The organism is Streptomyces olivoverticillatus (assembly GCF_014203555.1).
GTDB lineage: Bacteria > Actinomycetota > Actinomycetes > Streptomycetales > Streptomycetaceae > Streptomyces > Streptomyces olivoverticillatus.
The window spans coordinates 772,931-787,521 of sequence record NZ_JACHJH010000002.1 but is presented as its reverse complement, the minus strand read 5'-3'; the positions used below and the strand labels follow the sequence as shown (position 1 = coordinate 787,521).

The window sequence follows — 14,591 nt, the reverse complement described above, 5'->3', positions numbered from 1 at the left end:
GCATCGCCGCCGCCGGTTGAGGGCATCAGGCCTCCGAGCGAGCGGACCGACCCCGGGAGGGCACGTGCTCAGCAGCGCACGCCACACCGCACACCACGCTGACGTCGTCATCGTGGGGGCCGGCCTGGCCGGCCTCTCGGCAGCTCATCACCTGACGAGCGCCGGGCTGACGGTCACCGTCCTGGAGACCGCCCCGAGCCCGGGCGGCCGGATGACGACCGACGTGATCGACGGCTTCCGGCTGGACCGTACGGGCCAGCTGCTCAACACCTCCTTCCCCGAGCTGCTGCGCACACCGGGCCTGGACGAGCTGCGGCTGCGTCCGTTCACCCCGGGGGTGCTGGTCCACGCGGACGGCCGCAACCACCGCACGGGCGAACTGCGCGGCGCCAGGCGGGCCTTCACCACCGCTCGGGCCTTCGCCGCGGCCCGCGCCTCGCGCAGCGCGGGCCTGGACCAGGCCCGGCTCGGCGCGGCGCTGGCCCGCCTCGCCGCACTGCCCATCGACCGGATGCTGGCCCGCCCCGACCGTCCCACGGCCGCCACGCTCTCCTCCCGGGGCCTGCCGACGCGCACGGTCGAGGGCTTCCTGCGCCCCCTGCTGGCCTCGCTCCTCTCGGACCCCGACCTCACCACCTCCAGCCGCTGCGCCGACCTGGTCCTGCGCGGCTACGCCCGCGGCCGGCTCTGCCTGCCGGCGGGCGGCGCGGGCACGATCCCCCGGCTGCTGGCGGACCGGCTGCCGCCCGGCACGGTCCGTACGGGCGTCCACGCCACGTCCGTGGGCACCACGTACGTCAGCACCACCGGCCACGGCGACCTCGGCTGCCGCTCGGTGGTCGTCGCCACCGGGGCCAGGGCGGCCGCGGAGCTCATCCCCGGCCTGCGGCTGCCGGGCTTCCACCCGGTCACGGTCCTGCACCACACGAGCGACGCCCCGCCGATGCGGGACGCCTCCCTGATCCTCACCGCGGGCCGCCGGGGCCCGGTGGCGCACACGACGGTGGCGAGCGCCGTGGACCCGGACCGGGCGCCCGCGGGCCGCCCCCTGATCACCTCCACGGTCCTGGGCGCGGCCGCGTCCCTGCCCGTCACCGAACTGGAGCGCGCGGCGAGGGCCCAACTGGCCCGCGTCTACGACACGTCCACGGCCGGCTGGGAGCTGGTCTCCGCCCATCACGACCCGGACGCCGTCCCGGCGATGCCGGCCCCGCACGACGTACGCCGCCCGGTCCGCCTCCTGTCGGGCCTCTACGTCTGCGGCGACCACCGCGACACCAGCACGGTCCAGGGCGCCCTCTTCTCGGGCCGCCGCGCGGCCCACGCGGTCCTGCGCGACCTGGGCATCCGCCCGGGATACGGAGCGCAGGCGCTGCGGGCCGCCTGAACCCTGCGCCAGGCGCACCTTCGTGGGCGGGTGGGTCTCCCACCCGCCCACCCGGACACGGCCTAGAGCCCCGCCACCTTTTCGCGGTAGGAGCGGACCGGCGCCGCGTCCCGGTACGGCTCCAGGCGGCGCTCGAAGTCGCGTACGTACTCCAGCGCCCTGACCGACCGCATCTCCGCCGCCTGTTGCGCCGCCTCCACGCCCAGCGCGCACGCCTGCTCCAGCTCGCCGAGGCCGAGCCGGGCCGACGCCAGCACCACCCGGCAGAACAGCCGGCTCCGCGCGTACGCCGGGCTGCGCAGCTGCAGCGACCGCTCCGCGTGCTGCGCGGCGGCCCGGTACTGCTGGAGGTCCCGGTTGCAGTGTGCGAACTCGTCCGCCAGATGCGCCTCGTCGAAGAACCGCGCCCAGTACGGCACGTCGTCCCCCGGCCGGGAGGTCTCCAGCGCCCGCTCGGCCCGCGCCATGGACGCCGAGCACGCCCGCACCTCGCCCAGCACGCCGTGCCCGCGCGCCTCGACGGCTTGCAGCAGCGACTGGACGACGGGCGGGGCGCCGGATCCGGCCCCCTGCTGGGCCACCCGCGCCAGCTGCACCGCTTCCCGGCCGTGCCCGAGGTAGACGGCCTGCCGGCTCATGGTGACCAGCACATAGCTGCCGTACGCCCGGTCCCCGGCGGCCTGTGCGAGCCGCAGCGCCTGGACGTAGTAGCGCTGGGCGAGGCCGTGCGCGGCGATGTCGTACGAGGTCCACCCGGCGAGCCGGGTGAGGTCGGCGGCCGCGGCGAACAGCCGCCGCCCGGTCGTCTCCCCGTACGTGCCGCGCAGCATCGGCTCGGTCTCGTGCTCCAGGTAGCGCACGAGCGCCTGCCGGGCGTGCCCGCCCCCGTAGGCGTGGTCGATGGTGCGGAACAGCTCGCCGACGGAGCGCAGCGCGGCGATGTCGCCCATGGTGACGCGGCTGCCGGGGGCGCGCTCGGCAAGCCGCTGGCGCGGTGCCGAACCGCGCGCCTGCAGTGGCAGGCGCGCACCCTCGCCCGAGGGCGCGGGCGCCGCTCCGCGCGCCACCCGTTCGTCCGCGCGCCCGATCAGCCAGTCGCGGCTGGGCACCACCAGCCCGGCCGGTGTGAACGCGATCTTGCGTAGCTCTGTATGGCTCCCGGAGTCCTTTCTCCACAGGCCGCTGACGATGTCGATGGCCTCTTCGGGCGAAGCCGCGAATTCCAGCCCCGCATAGACGGGCGCGCACGCGTCCAGCCCGAGGTCCTGGGCGGACAGCCGGCGGCCGAGCCGCCGGGTGAACACCTCGGCGATCAGCGCGGGCGTGGTGCCGCGGGGTTGCTGCCCGCGCAGCCAGCGCGTGACGGAGGTCTTGTCGTACCGCAGGTCGAGGCCGTGTTCCAGCCCCAGCTGGTCGACGCGGCGGGCCAGGCCCGCGTTGGAGAACCCGGCCTCCGCGATGAGCGCCGCGAGCTGACGGTTGGGGATGCGCTGTGGGGGTCGTTCCGTCATCAGCCTGCCGGTCTCCCTGATCTTTGTTCTGGAACGGCGTGAACTTAGCGGTCCCCAACGCCCTGATCGCGACCTTCGCCCCGCATTCATCCGATCGTGTGAGGACAGATCAAATAGGTATCGAAGGCGCCGGGCGGCGCTCGGCCCGACGGCCGCCTGCAGGAACGCCCGTCCGCCGCCGTACAGTGGCAAGGGTGTACGGGGCACCGACAGGCGCCCGGGCGCGACCACCGAGTACGAGCAAGGGCGGGCCGCAGAGCGGGCCCGAAGAGGAGCTGCCGTGAGTGAGCTGCGCTTTGTCCACCTGGGCTTCGGGGCGGACGCCGTCGAGTACCAGGAGGCGTGGCAGGAGCAGCGCAGGGTCCACGCGGCGCGGTTCGCGGACGAGATTCCGGACACGTGCCTGCTGCTGGAACACCCGGCCGTCTACACGGCCGGACGGCGCACGGAGGACAGCGAGCGCCCCCTGGACGGCACCCCGGTCGTCGACGTGGACCGCGGCGGCAAGATCACCTGGCACGGCCCCGGCCAGCTCGTCGGCTACCCGATCCTCAAACTCCCGCGCCCGGTGGACGTCATCGCGCACGTCCGCCGCCTGGAGGAGGCGCTGATCCGGGCCTGCGCGGAGCTGGGCCTGGAGACCACGCGGATCGAGGGTCGAAGCGGCGTCTGGGTACTGGGCGACCCGGTGGACCAGCGCCCGGCGATCGGCGGGCTCAGCCTGGACTTCGACCCGCGGTTGACGGACGAGGAGTTCGACCCGCGGCTGAACGGCCCGGAGTACGCCCCCTCCAACGCCGGCCAGCGCCGCGAGGACCGGAAGCTGGCGGCGATCGGCATCCGGATCGCCAAGGGCGTGACCATGCACGGGTTCGCGCTGAACTGTGATCCCGACAACACCTGGTTCGACCGGATCGTGCCCTGCGGCATCCGCGACGCCGGCGTGACCTCGCTCTCGAACGAGCTGGGGCGCCGGGTGCCCGTGGCCGAGTTCCTGCCGCTGGTGGAGAAGCACCTGCGGGAGGTCCTGACGGCCGACGAGCCGCGGCCGAGGGTGGTGGAGGCGACGGTGGGGACGGCGGAGACCACAGAGGCCGCAGTGGCCCCTGTGATACCGGCAGCCACCCCGTAGGAAATCCCGCAAGGGAATGCGCCCCCGGCCCTCCGGGTTGCCAGGGCAGTAAGAGCGTACGAATAACGGGCGTACCCTGGTGTCCGCCGAAGAATCGAAGCCATAGGGAGCCGGTCGTGTCCGCAGTCGCACCCGACGGACGCAAGATGCTGCGCTTGGAGGTCAGGAACGCCCAGACCCCCATCGAGCGCAAGCCCGAGTGGATCAAGACGCGGGCGAAGATGGGCCCCGAGTACACCGAGCTCCAGGGTTTGGTGAAGCGCGAGGGCCTGCACACGGTGTGCCAGGAGGCGGGCTGTCCCAACATCTACGAGTGCTGGGAGGACCGCGAGGCGACGTTCCTCATCGGCGGCGACCAGTGCACCCGGCGCTGTGACTTCTGCCAGATCGACACCGGCAAGCCGCAGGCGCTGGACCGTGACGAGCCGCGCCGCGTGGGCGAGTCCGTCATCACGATGGACCTGAACTACGCGACCATCACCGGCGTCGCCCGCGACGACCTGGAGGACGGCGGCGCCTGGCTGTACGCCGAGACCGTGCGCCAGATCCACCAGCAGACCGCCGGCCGCGACGGCGGCCACACCAAGGTCGAGCTGCTGGCCCCCGACTTCAACGCGGTCCCCGAGCTGCTCGAAGAGGTCTTCGCCTCCCGCCCGGAGGTCTTCGCCCACAACGTGGAGACCGTGCCGCGGATCTTCAAGCGGATCCGCCCCGGCTTCCGCTACGAGCGCTCCCTCGACGTCATCACGCAGGCCCGTGCGTACGGCCTGGTGACCAAGTCCAACCTGATCCTCGGCATGGGCGAGACCCGCGAGGAGATCAGCGAGGCGCTGCAGCACCTGCACGACGCGGGCTGCGAGCTGATCACCATCACCCAGTACCTGCGCCCGTCGGTGCGCCACCACCCGGTGGAGCGCTGGGTGAAGCCGCAGGAGTTCGTGGAGCTCAAGGAGGAGGCCGAGGAGATCGGCTTCGCCGGCGTCATGTCCGGCCCCCTGGTCCGCTCCTCGTACCGCGCGGGCCGGCTCTACCAGCAGGCGATCGAGCGGCGCGAGAGCGTCGCGGCCTCGACCCAGGCGGTCTGAGCCCGACCGGCATCGCATCACCTTCGACGCGGCCCGTACCCCCGGCGACAAGCCCGGGAAGGTACGGGCCGCGTCAACGTTTCATAGGTGTTTGACCAACAGGTCATCCGTTGGTAACACCGTTCGGTGACGATGGAAGTACGCACAGCAGTACGACCAACACCCTCCACGCCTCACATTTCCGCTCCCGAGGGGACATCGACATGCAGGCCGCGCCCGGTAACGCAGTCTTGGCGACCGCCACCCGCGCCTCTTCCGCTCTGCCTTCCACGCTCTCCGTACGGCCCCCATCCGTCACCGGCGCCCTGCGCGCCCTGGAGGAACTGCTGATGCGCGGCGGGCAGCGCACCGCCCGCCGGAACGCGTGGACGGCAGTGCTGGAGGACCGCCGCCGGGCCAAGGACCGGCGGGAGACACAGCACCTGCTGGAGGCCGTGGCGGCCCCGGGTCCGCAAGCGACGTAAACTTCGCCGTATGGCGAGGAAGGAAACATCCGAGAACCCCGGGCGACTGAAGCAGATCGCCCTGACCTACCAGATGACCAAGAAGGTCGACTCGAAGGTCGGTCTTGTCGTCGCGGCTGTGGGAATCGTCACCTTCGGTGTGCTCCTCGCCATCGGCTTCGTGATCGATCACCCGGTCTACCTGGGCATCCTGGGCTTCCTGCTGGCCTTCCTCGCGATGGCGATCGTCTTCGGACGGCGTGCCGAGCGCGCTGCCTTCGGGCAGATGGAGGGCCAGCCGGGTGCCGCGGCGGCAGTGCTGGACAACATCCGGCGCGGCGGCTGGACGACGACTCCCGCGGTGGCGATGAACCGCAACCAGGACGTCGTGCACCGCGCGGTGGGCAAGGCGGGCATCGTGCTGGTCGGCGAGGGCAACCCCAACCGGGTGAAGGCCCTGCTGGCGGCCGAGAAGAAGCGCATGGCGCGCATCGTCGCGGACGTGCCCGTGCACGACATCGTGGTGGGCGAGGGCGAGGGCGAGGTGCCGCTCAAGAAGCTGCACACCACGCTGCTCAAGCTGCCCCGGGTCCTGCAGGGCGCGCAGGTGACGGCCGTCAACGACCGGCTGCGGGCGCTGGGCGACCTCATGAGCAACATGCCGATCCCCAAGGGCCCGATGCCGAAGGGCACGAGAATGCCGAAGGGCCGCTGAGACGGCCGACCTACTCCGACACGAGGAGGCGGGGCGGAACCACTGGTTCCGCCCCGCCTCCTTTGTCTGTGCGCCTTTTGGATCCGCTTAGATGCGCACCTGGACGGCGCGCGAGAGCCGGTCGTGCAGCCCGCGGGTGTCACGGTCCCAGACGACGGCCGGGACGACGAGCAGGAGCAGCACGCTGCGCAGCAGCACCCGCGGCAGGCTCAGCCGCCCGCCGCCCTCGGCGATCACCCGCAGTCCGAACAGCCGCTTGCCGGGCGTACAGCCGACCGTACCGACGGTGAGCATGCTGAGTACGAAAAAGACGGCCAGGGCCCAGTTGCCCGCCCGCTGCGGGGAGCCCGCGGCAAGGAAGCCGTAGGCGATGAGCATGCACAGCGCCCAGTCGACGAAGAGGGCGCCGAAGCGCCGCCCGAGCGGGGCTACGGAGCCCGGCCCGTTCTCCGGCAGGCCGAGGCGCTCGCCCCGGTGGCCGAATTCGATGCCCATGTCCTCCGCGGCCGCGCGGGGGCCGGAGAGCCATGAGCCGATTGCTTGCCTGTTGTCCACCGCTCCACGGTACTGCGACCGCATTCGTTCCCCGGGCTCCGGGGCCCGTGCCCCGCCACACCGGCCCCGCGTGCCGGTTAACCTCGGCGAAACAAATGGGTCATGCTTGGGAAATCCCGTCTCTCTAGGGTCGGCCACAGCGCGCCATTGCGATAAGGACGGCGACGGACCGCGCACCGAAGCAATCCCCGACCGTGCTCGGCCGGGCTAGGAGGAGTTGGATGTTCCAGAACGCCGACGAGGCCAAGAAGTTCATCGCGGACGAGGACGTCAAGTTCGTCGACGTCCGGTTCTGCGACCTGCCTGGCGTGATGCAGCACTTCACGATCCCGGCCTCGGTCTTCGACCCGAACGAGGAGCTGGCGTTCGACGGCTCGTCGATCCGCGGCTTCCAGGCCATCCACGAGTCCGACATGGCGCTGCGCGCGGACCTCTCCACGGCCCGTATGGACCCGTTCCGGCGCGACAAGACGCTGAACATCAACTTCTTTATCCACGACCCGATCACGGGTGAGCAGTACAGCCGCGACCCGCGCAACATCGCCAAGAAGGCCGAGGCCTACCTCGCCTCCACCGGCATCGCGGACACCGCGTTCTTCGGCCCCGAGGCCGAGTTCTACGTCTTCGACAGCGTCCGCTTCGAGACCAGCGCGAACCAGTCCTTCTACCACATCGACTCCGAGGCGGGCGCCTGGAACACCGGTGCGCTGGAGGACAACCGCGGCTACAAGGTCCGCTACAAGGGCGGCTACTTCCCGGCCCCGCCGGTCGACCACTTCGCCGACCTGCGCGCCGAGATCTCCCTGGAGCTGGACAAGGCGGGCCTGCAGGTCGAGCGCCAGCACCACGAGGTCGGCACGGCCGGCCAGGCGGAGATCAACTACAAGTTCAACACGCTGCTCGCCGCGGCCGACGACCTGATGCTCTTCAAGTACATCGTGAAGAACGTCGCCTGGCGCAACGGCAAGACCGCGACCTTCATGCCGAAGCCGATCTTCGGTGACAACGGCTCGGGCATGCACGTCCACCAGTCGCTGTGGAGCGGTGGCGAGCCCCTCTTCTACGACGAGCAGGGCTACGCGGGCCTCTCGGACACCGCCCGCTACTACATCGGCGGCATCCTCAAGCACGCCCCGTCGCTGCTGGCCTTCACCAACCCGACGGTGAACTCCTACCACCGCCTGGTCCCCGGCTTCGAGGCCCCGGTCAACCTGGTCTACTCCCAGCGCAACCGCTCCGCCGCGATGCGCATCCCGATCACGGGCTCCAACCCCAAGGCCAAGCGCGTCGAGTTCCGCGCGCCGGACCCGTCGTCCAACCCCTACCTCGCCTTCTCGGCCCTCCTCCTGGCCGGCCTCGACGGCGTCAAGAACAAGATCGAGCCGGCCGAGCCGATCGACAAGGACCTCTACGAGCTCGCCCCCGACGAGCACGCGAACGTCCCCCAGGTCCCGACCTCCCTCCCGGCGGTCCTCGAAGCCCTCGAGGCGGACAACGAGTACCTCCAGGCCGGCGGCGTCTTCACCTCGGACCTGATCGAGACCTGGATCGACTACAAGCGCACCAACGAGATCGCCCCGATCCAGCTGCGCCCGCACCCGCACGAGTTCGAGATGTACTTCGACATCTAAGCCGCGGATTCCGCTTGAAGGCCGCCACCCCGCTCCGGGGTGGCGGCCTTCGCTTGTGTCCCGCGTCGGTCAGAGCTGGGTGATGGTCACCGTGGTGGGTCCGAAGGCAGAGGTGAGGCCCTGAGGGGTCAGGCAGGCGGTTTGGCGGGAGGCTAGGAGCGTTACCTCGGTGACGGCCTTTGCTCCCTTGAACGCGCCTTCGGTGATGGTTCCCGTGCTGATCGTGACGATGTTTCCGTTCGGGCGTACGGCTGCCACGCTGCTGATGGAGGCGGTCGAGGTCCCAGCGGCAGCCCGCGCCTCTCTGGCTGCTCAGCGGCGCATGCGCCCTCGTGGGGTGCGGCCTGGGCCTGGCCAATGGCTCGGCCATGACCGTCGTCAGCAGCAGCCGCACTGCGCACCGCACCGCGCAGGCGACGGCAACCGCGACGACCTTCGCCATGCTCGGCGGGGCGACGGGACCGGCGGCGGCAGGGGCCGCACTCGCACTGGTCGGGTACCCTCCCCGCACCTGTGAGGCCTCGACCTGCGATGCTTTCGGCTCGCCGGTGGGCACTCATCTCGCGCTGTCGCTGCTCGCGCTGGTCACTTCGGTCATGGCCTTCGCCCTTACCGGACGGCGGAGCCGGTCGTAGCGACGGGGAATCAGGGTCGAGCAGACACCCCTTAGTACTGTGCGTGCCATGGAAATCTGGATCAACCCGGCCTGCTCCAAGTGCCGCAGCGCCATCAGCCTGCTCGACGCCGAGGGCGCCGGCTACACCGTACGCCGCTATCTCGAGGACGTGCCGAGCGAGGACGAGATCCGTGCGGTGCTCGCGCGGCTCGGCCTGGAGCCGTGGGACATCACACGGACGCAGGAAGCGGAGGCGAAGGAGCTCGGCCTCGCCGACTGGCCGCGCGAGGAGAGCACCCGGTCGCGCTGGATCGCCGCGCTCGCCGGGCACCCGAGGCTGATCCAGCGTCCGCTCATCACCGCGGACGACGGCTCGGCGATCGTGGGGCGCACGGAGGAAGCCGTGCGCGAGGCGATCTCGCGGTCCGCCCGGGGCACGTCCTAACCCGTCCGGCGGCAGGCGCGCGGCGCTCCCCGGTCGCGAACGATCCGATCGTGTTTACATGGCACTGCCCACGATGGAGGTGCACTTGTGACGACCGGGGACCGGGACCGAGCAGGGGGAACGAAAGAGAGGGCGGCAGCTGCGCGCGGCGCGGCGACGGCGGCCCCACCACGCCGGAGGATCCTGGCGGCCGCCGCCCTCGCTCCGGTACTGGCCGGGGTGGGGGCGGCCACCGCACACGCCACGGACGGCCGGGACTGCCCGCCCGACCGGGACGGGAGCGACGGCCCGGACGGCCGCGACCCCGACCGGGACCGGGACCGCGACCATGGGCGGGGCCAGGGCCGCGGCCAAGGAGGGCGGGAGCTGCTGAGACCCGTCCCCACCGCCGCGTCGGACTGGTCGAAGGTCGCGACCGTGCTGGGCCGCCAGGGCAGTCTGCTGGGCGAGACCATCTACCGGACCGGCTACCCCCGCCACGACCTGAAGGTGGTCTCGCACGGGGTCAAGGTCAGCGCGGGGCTCGCGCTCGGCTCGCACGTGGCCTTCGCCCGCTACTCCGACGGCAGCAGCCTGGTGATGGGCGACCTCACGGTCACCGAGACCGAGATGCAGCACGCGATCGACGCCCTGCACGCGCACGACATCATGGTGACCGCCGTGCACAAGCACCTGCTCTCCCACACCCCCGACATCTGGTGGATGCACGTCCACGGACACGGGCACGACGCGGTGGCGCTGGCCCGCGGGATGCGGGCGGCGTTCGACCGTACGGGCACGCCGCCCGGAAAGAAGCCCGGCACCCCGCCGCGCATCGACCTGGACACCAAGGCCATGGACACCGCGCTGGGTGCCAAGGGCTCCAATGCCCAGGGCATCTACAAGTCCGTCTTCCGGCGCCGCGAGACCATCACCGACGGCGGTCTCCTGCTGCCCTCGGGAACGGGCGCCACCACGGCCTTCAACTTCCAGGCGCTGGGCGGCGGCCGGGCCGCGGTCAACGGCGACTTCGCCCTGATCGCCGACGAGGTGCACCAGGCCATGCGGCTGCTGCGGCGCGGCGGGATCGACCTCGTCGAGCTGCACAACCACGGCCTGGCGGACGAACCCCGGCTGTTCTTCCTGCACTTGTGGGCCGTGGGCGACGGCGTGCGCCTGGCCAAGGCCCTGCGGCGCGCCGTGGACGTCACCAACGTCACCCCGGTGCGGGAGCTCGATCCGGAGGATTGAAACCGCCGCGTGCCGCGCCGTCGGACGCCCTACGAGGGGGTGGCCTCCGGCACCGGGAACGCATAGCCGGTGCTGCTGCAGCGCAGCGTCCACGGCGCGGCGGCGCCCGGCTCGTGGATGCGGATGCCGGTCCCGGTGACCGGGCTGCCGCCGGGTGCGCCCGCCGCCGCGGCCGTGCAGGCGAGCTGGCTGACCGCGGCGGGCTGGAGCGTGGACACCGGGACGGGCAGGACGAGGTCCACGGCGCCCGGGGCGGCCGTCGCGGTCACCCGCCCCAGGTTCCACGGCACCTCCGTGATCAGCCCGCGGGCCCGCTCGGCCGGGGTGGGGCCCGCGAGCAGCAGGTCGACGGCCCGCTGCGGGGTGGCGTCGCTCGGCTCGGCGCGGGCGACGGGGTAGATGCCGAACGGCGAGAGGAAGTACAGCCGGACGGTGTGCCGGCTGGTTCCCGGCTCCTGGATTCCGGTGGCGGGTTCGCCGACGCGGACGGGCGCCGTCGGCGTCACCCCGCAGGCCGCCAGCACCAGGGCCGTCGGCAGCAGCCACACAGCGCGGCGCATCACGACTCCTCTCCCGCTTCCCCGGCGGTCAGCGGCAGCGACACCGTGAAGACCGCCCCGCCCCCGGGACGGTTGGCGGCGGTCAGCGTCCCGTGGTGCAGCAGTACGTTCTCCCTGGCGATGGCCAGCCCCAGCCCACTGCCCTCCGAGCGGGTGCGGGCCGCATCGGCCTTGTAGAAGCGGTCGAAGACGTGCGGGAGGGCGTCGGGGTCGATGCCCGGCCCGTTGTCCTCGACGTCGATCAGCAGCCGGTCGTCCGCCACGCGCGCCAGCACGTGTACGGGGGCACCGCCGTGCCGCAGGGCGTTGCCGACGAGGTTGGCGATCACCACGTCCATGCGGCGCGGATCGAGGCGGACCCGTACGCCCGGGGGGAGGTCGGCGGTCACCCGGTCCTCCCAGCCGCGCGCCTGGAGGGACTTGCGCACGGTGACGGCGAGGTCGACCTCGTCGGTGTGGAGGGCCGCGGCGCCCGCGTCGAAGCGGGAGACCTCCATCAGGTCCGCGACGAGGCGGGTCAGCTTCGTCGTCTCACTGCTGATCAGACGGACGGCATCGGCGGTGTCCGACGGCAGCCGGTCCGCGTCCTCGTCGAGCACCCCGGTCACGGCGGACATCGCGGCCAGCGGGGTGCGCAGTTCGTGGGAGACGTCGGCGGCGAAGCGGCGGGCGTTGGCCTCCATGCGGCGCAGCTCGCGGTCGTCCTTCTCCAGCGAGGCCGCCATGACGTTGAAGGTGCGGGTGAGGTCGGCGAGCTCGTCGTGGCCGGTGACCGGCAGCCGGGTGTCGAGGGCGCCGGAGGTGATCTTCTCGGCGGCCTGCCGCAGCCGGCGTACGGGCCTGAGCACCCGGCGGGCGGCGAACAGGGCGGGCACGACCGCGAGGGCCAGGGCGGGCGCGACGCCGGACTGTGCGGCGGTGACGAGGGAGTCGATGTCGCCGCGCTCGTCGTTCAGCGAGAACTCGGCGTAGACGTCGAGGCCGGACGGCTTGTGCCCGCTCCCGGCGAAGGTGACGGGCATGCCGATGGCCAGCCAGGGCCGGCCGCCGCTGTCGACGCGCTGGAACTGCGGTGCGTTCTGCCGGCGGACCGCCGTGCGCAAGGCGTCGGTGACGACGCTCCGGCCGTCGGGCGGGTGCTCGGGGACGGCGGGGCCGTCCTGATACGAGACCGAGGTGCGCCAGTTGCGGGAGCCTCCGGCGCGATCGAGCTGGAGGGCGAAGTTCTGCAGGTCCTGGGTCCGGGGCGGGAAAGGCAGGTCCGGGGCGAGGGAGTCGATCTGGGCGCGCAGGTCGTGCACGGCGGTGGCCTGGGTGCGCTGGAGGATCGCCTCGCGGCCCTCCCGGAAGGTGAGTGCGGCCGTGATCAGGGCGCTGAGCGCGGAAACGGCCAGGAAGGCGGTCACCAGCCGGGCGCGCAGGCTCTGCGAGGGGAACACTCGTGCCATGCGGGGGTTCCGGCTTCCGTGGGTCGGTGGCGTGGTGGCCGTGCGCGCCCCAAATGCTGCATGAGGCGGGTGACGACTGGATTCTCGTTCAGTGCGGGGATGATGACGGCGCGTTTTGCTGCGCCTGTCGTGTGAGAACTCGATCCCCTCCTACTGCTACTCGGTCGTCGCCGGTACCGACTGACCGGCCGGGGGCGGCGCCGCGTTGTCAGTGGCGGATGCCAGGATGGCTCTCGTCTGATCGGGCCGCCGGTCGCGGGCGGCCCTTCGAGCGAGGGGGATTCCATGCTGTCCAAAACCGTCGGCGCCGAGTCGGGCGAGGTGCTCGCTCCCGAGCTCCTGGCGGAGGCCGAGGAGCAGGCCGCGCTCCTGATCAGGTGCGGCTTCGACACCCCGGAGGAGATCGCCGAGCAGGTTTCGGACTACTTCGAGGACGGGGACGGCAGCCCGGTGTCCGTCGAGGCGGCCCGGGAGATCGTCGGCCGGCTGTGGCGTGAGCGCCTGGCCGAGCAGGCCGGGTGGCCCGCGGAGACGGACGCCGACCGGGTGGCGGCGGCCTTCCGGGCGCTGGAGGCAGGCGGTGTCACGGCCCGGATGCACTTCACCTGCTGCTCCACCTGCGGCACCGCGGAGATAGGCGGCGAGGCCGCGGAGGGCGACCGCGGCTTCGTGTTCTTCCACTGCCAGCACACCGAGCAGGCCGCCGACGGCGGCGGGCTGTGGCTGCTCTACGGCGCCTACGACGGGGCGGCGGGCAGCGAGGGCACCGCCGCCGTCGGGCGCGAGATAGTGACGGCGCTCACACGGGCCGGGCTGGGCGTCGAGTGGGACGGCGATCCGGCCCGCTCCCTACGCATCACGCCGCTGGACTGGCGCAAGCGGCTGCCGGAGCCGCAGGCGGCATGATCGAAAACGCGCCAAGGTTGCGTATCAACTGCTCGGAGGGGTCTGCTGCACCGTCGTGGGCCGTGCTTCAATAGGGGCATGGCCAGCCTCCAGAACACCGCGACAGGTCGCAGCGACCTTGAGCCGTTCTGGCCTTCCCGCCAGCACCACGACTTCGACCGAGTGTGTTGTCGCGCATCCTCTGCGCAGGCCCACTCCTCTCGCTGACCCCTCCGTCGAAGTCAGCCGCCGGACCGGTTCCGGCCAATGGCCCGCGCATCGCACGTCTTCCCGACGGTCTCCCGCGCGAAAGAGCTGAGCTTCATGACGAACCTCCGTACGCTGACCGCCCCCGCCCCCACCCCCACCGAGCGCGCCCCGCACCGCCACCGGCTGCGAGCCGTCGTCCCCGGCGAGGTCCCGCCGGTCGCCGAGCTGCTGCACTCCGGTGCGGCCACCTGGCTGCCCGCCCCTCAGCACACGCTGCCCACCCTGCCGGGCCAGCCGCCCATGATCGGCTATCTGGTGCTGGTCCCGGCCGAGCAGCAGCCGTCCAGTGACGACCCCGCCCCGGCGGACGAGGCCTCCGCCTCCCCCGCCACCCAGGGCGACTCCCTGATCAGCATCGACCCCCAGCAGCGCAGCGCCCGCGTCGCCGGCCGGCTGCTGGATCTGACGTACCTCGAATTCGAGCTGCTGGCCCACCTCGTCGCCCACCCGCACCGCGTGCACACCCGCGACCAGCTGGTGACCACGGTGTGGGGCTACGGGCACGTGGGCGACGGCCGTACCGTCGACGTCCATGTGGCCCGGCTCCGCCGCAAGATGGGCGCCGAGTACCGGTCGTCGATCGTCACCGTCCGCCGGGTGGGCTACAAGTACGCGCCTCCGGCCGCTTTTTGACCGACCCGGGGTCCTCGTGGCGCGGGCGCCGGAGTGAGAAGGTAC

At 72.1% G+C, this 14,591-nt stretch carries 16 protein-coding genes; 11 read left to right on the top strand and 5 right to left on the bottom strand.

The genetic code is table 11. The features are described from left to right. Window positions 1-64 precede the first annotated feature (64 nt). Window positions 65-1,387 carry an FAD-dependent oxidoreductase gene (locus FHS39_RS08925; protein ID WP_184348082.1) on the top strand — a complete coding sequence of 441 codons (1,323 nt, stop codon included), beginning with the start codon at window positions 65-67 and terminating at the stop codon, window positions 1,385-1,387. A gap of 62 nt (window positions 1,388-1,449) precedes the next feature. Here the strand turns inward: FHS39_RS08925 and FHS39_RS08920 are convergent, their stop codons facing one another. After that, window positions 1,450-2,898: an NsdA family TPR-like regulatory protein gene (locus tag FHS39_RS08920; protein ID WP_184348080.1), complete on the bottom strand. Its 1,449-nt coding sequence runs from the start codon at window positions 2,896-2,898 to the stop codon at window positions 1,450-1,452. Between the two features lie 280 nt (window positions 2,899-3,178). Here FHS39_RS08920 and lipB point away from each other — a divergent pair, with 280 nt between their 5' ends. The 4 genes from lipB (at window position 3,179) to FHS39_RS08900 (ending at window position 6,273) form a co-directional block, all read left to right on the top strand. Next, window positions 3,179-4,030, top strand: coding sequence for a lipoyl(octanoyl) transferase LipB (gene lipB / locus FHS39_RS08915; RefSeq protein WP_184348078.1), 852 nt, complete (start codon window positions 3,179-3,181; stop codon window positions 4,028-4,030). Window positions 4,031-4,146: 116 nt separating this feature from the next. Further along, window positions 4,147-5,115 carry a lipoyl synthase gene (gene lipA / locus FHS39_RS08910; RefSeq protein WP_184348076.1) on the top strand — a complete coding sequence of 323 codons (969 nt, stop codon included), beginning with the start codon at window positions 4,147-4,149 and terminating at the stop codon, window positions 5,113-5,115. A 203-nt stretch (window positions 5,116-5,318) separates the two neighbouring features. Beyond that, complete coding sequence (locus FHS39_RS08905) at window positions 5,319-5,579, top strand: SCO2195 family GlnR-regulated protein (RefSeq protein WP_045931966.1); 261 nt, start codon at window positions 5,319-5,321, stop codon at window positions 5,577-5,579. A 10-nt stretch (window positions 5,580-5,589) separates the two neighbouring features. Beyond that, window positions 5,590-6,273 (top strand): DUF4191 domain-containing protein, encoded by a 684-nt coding sequence (locus tag FHS39_RS08900; protein ID WP_045931965.1) that lies wholly within the window; start codon window positions 5,590-5,592, stop codon window positions 6,271-6,273. Between the two features lie 87 nt (window positions 6,274-6,360). Here FHS39_RS08900 and FHS39_RS08895 read toward each other — a convergent pair whose 3' ends face one another. Further along, window positions 6,361-6,828 carry an RDD family protein gene (locus FHS39_RS08895; RefSeq protein WP_045931964.1) on the bottom strand — a complete coding sequence of 156 codons (468 nt, stop codon included), beginning with the start codon at window positions 6,826-6,828 and terminating at the stop codon, window positions 6,361-6,363. Window positions 6,829-7,049: 221 nt separating this feature from the next. Between FHS39_RS08895 and glnA the strand changes: the two genes are divergently transcribed. Beyond that, window positions 7,050-8,459, top strand: a complete 1,410-nt coding sequence (gene glnA / locus FHS39_RS08890) for a type I glutamate--ammonia ligase (protein WP_045931963.1) — start codon at window positions 7,050-7,052, stop codon at window positions 8,457-8,459. 69 nt (window positions 8,460-8,528) lie between these two features. Here glnA and FHS39_RS08885 read toward each other — a convergent pair whose 3' ends face one another. Beyond that, window positions 8,529-8,717, bottom strand: coding sequence for a hypothetical protein (locus tag FHS39_RS08885; protein ID WP_184348069.1), 189 nt, complete (start codon window positions 8,715-8,717; stop codon window positions 8,529-8,531). 110 nt (window positions 8,718-8,827) lie between these two features. Here FHS39_RS08885 and FHS39_RS08880 point away from each other — a divergent pair, with 110 nt between their 5' ends. The 3 genes from FHS39_RS08880 (at window position 8,828) to FHS39_RS08870 (ending at window position 10,750) form a co-directional block, all read left to right on the top strand. Beyond that, window positions 8,828-9,094: a hypothetical protein gene (locus FHS39_RS08880; protein WP_184348067.1), complete on the top strand. Its 267-nt coding sequence runs from the start codon at window positions 8,828-8,830 to the stop codon at window positions 9,092-9,094. 48 nt (window positions 9,095-9,142) lie between these two features. Further along, a complete protein-coding gene (locus FHS39_RS08875) occupies window positions 9,143-9,520 on the top strand; it encodes an arsenate reductase family protein (protein ID WP_184348065.1) in 378 nt (125 codons plus the stop codon). A 219-nt stretch (window positions 9,521-9,739) separates the two neighbouring features. Further along, window positions 9,740-10,750 carry a DUF1259 domain-containing protein gene (locus tag FHS39_RS08870; RefSeq protein ID WP_343069453.1) on the top strand — a complete coding sequence of 337 codons (1,011 nt, stop codon included), beginning with the start codon at window positions 9,740-9,742 and terminating at the stop codon, window positions 10,748-10,750. A 29-nt stretch (window positions 10,751-10,779) separates the two neighbouring features. Here FHS39_RS08870 and FHS39_RS08865 read toward each other — a convergent pair whose 3' ends face one another. Next, on the bottom strand, window positions 10,780-11,310 hold the full coding sequence (locus tag FHS39_RS08865; RefSeq protein ID WP_184348063.1) for a GerMN domain-containing protein: 531 nt from the start codon (window positions 11,308-11,310) through the stop codon (window positions 10,780-10,782). Continuing rightward, a complete protein-coding gene (locus tag FHS39_RS08860; RefSeq protein ID WP_184348061.1) occupies window positions 11,310-12,758 on the bottom strand; it encodes a sensor histidine kinase in 1,449 nt (482 codons plus the stop codon). Before FHS39_RS08860 ends, FHS39_RS08865 begins: the two co-directional genes overlap by 1 nt. A 285-nt stretch (window positions 12,759-13,043) precedes the next feature. On the opposite strand from FHS39_RS08860, the gene FHS39_RS08855 reads away from it, so the two are divergent. Together FHS39_RS08855 and FHS39_RS08850 are read left to right on the top strand one after the other, a co-directional pair. Further along, window positions 13,044-13,664, top strand: coding sequence for a DUF6891 domain-containing protein (locus FHS39_RS08855; RefSeq protein ID WP_184348059.1), 621 nt, complete (start codon window positions 13,044-13,046; stop codon window positions 13,662-13,664). A 303-nt stretch (window positions 13,665-13,967) separates the two neighbouring features. Continuing rightward, window positions 13,968-14,546 carry a winged helix-turn-helix domain-containing protein gene (locus FHS39_RS08850; protein ID WP_184348057.1) on the top strand — a complete coding sequence of 193 codons (579 nt, stop codon included), beginning with the start codon at window positions 13,968-13,970 and terminating at the stop codon, window positions 14,544-14,546. The last annotated feature ends 45 nt before the right edge of the window (window positions 14,547-14,591 follow it).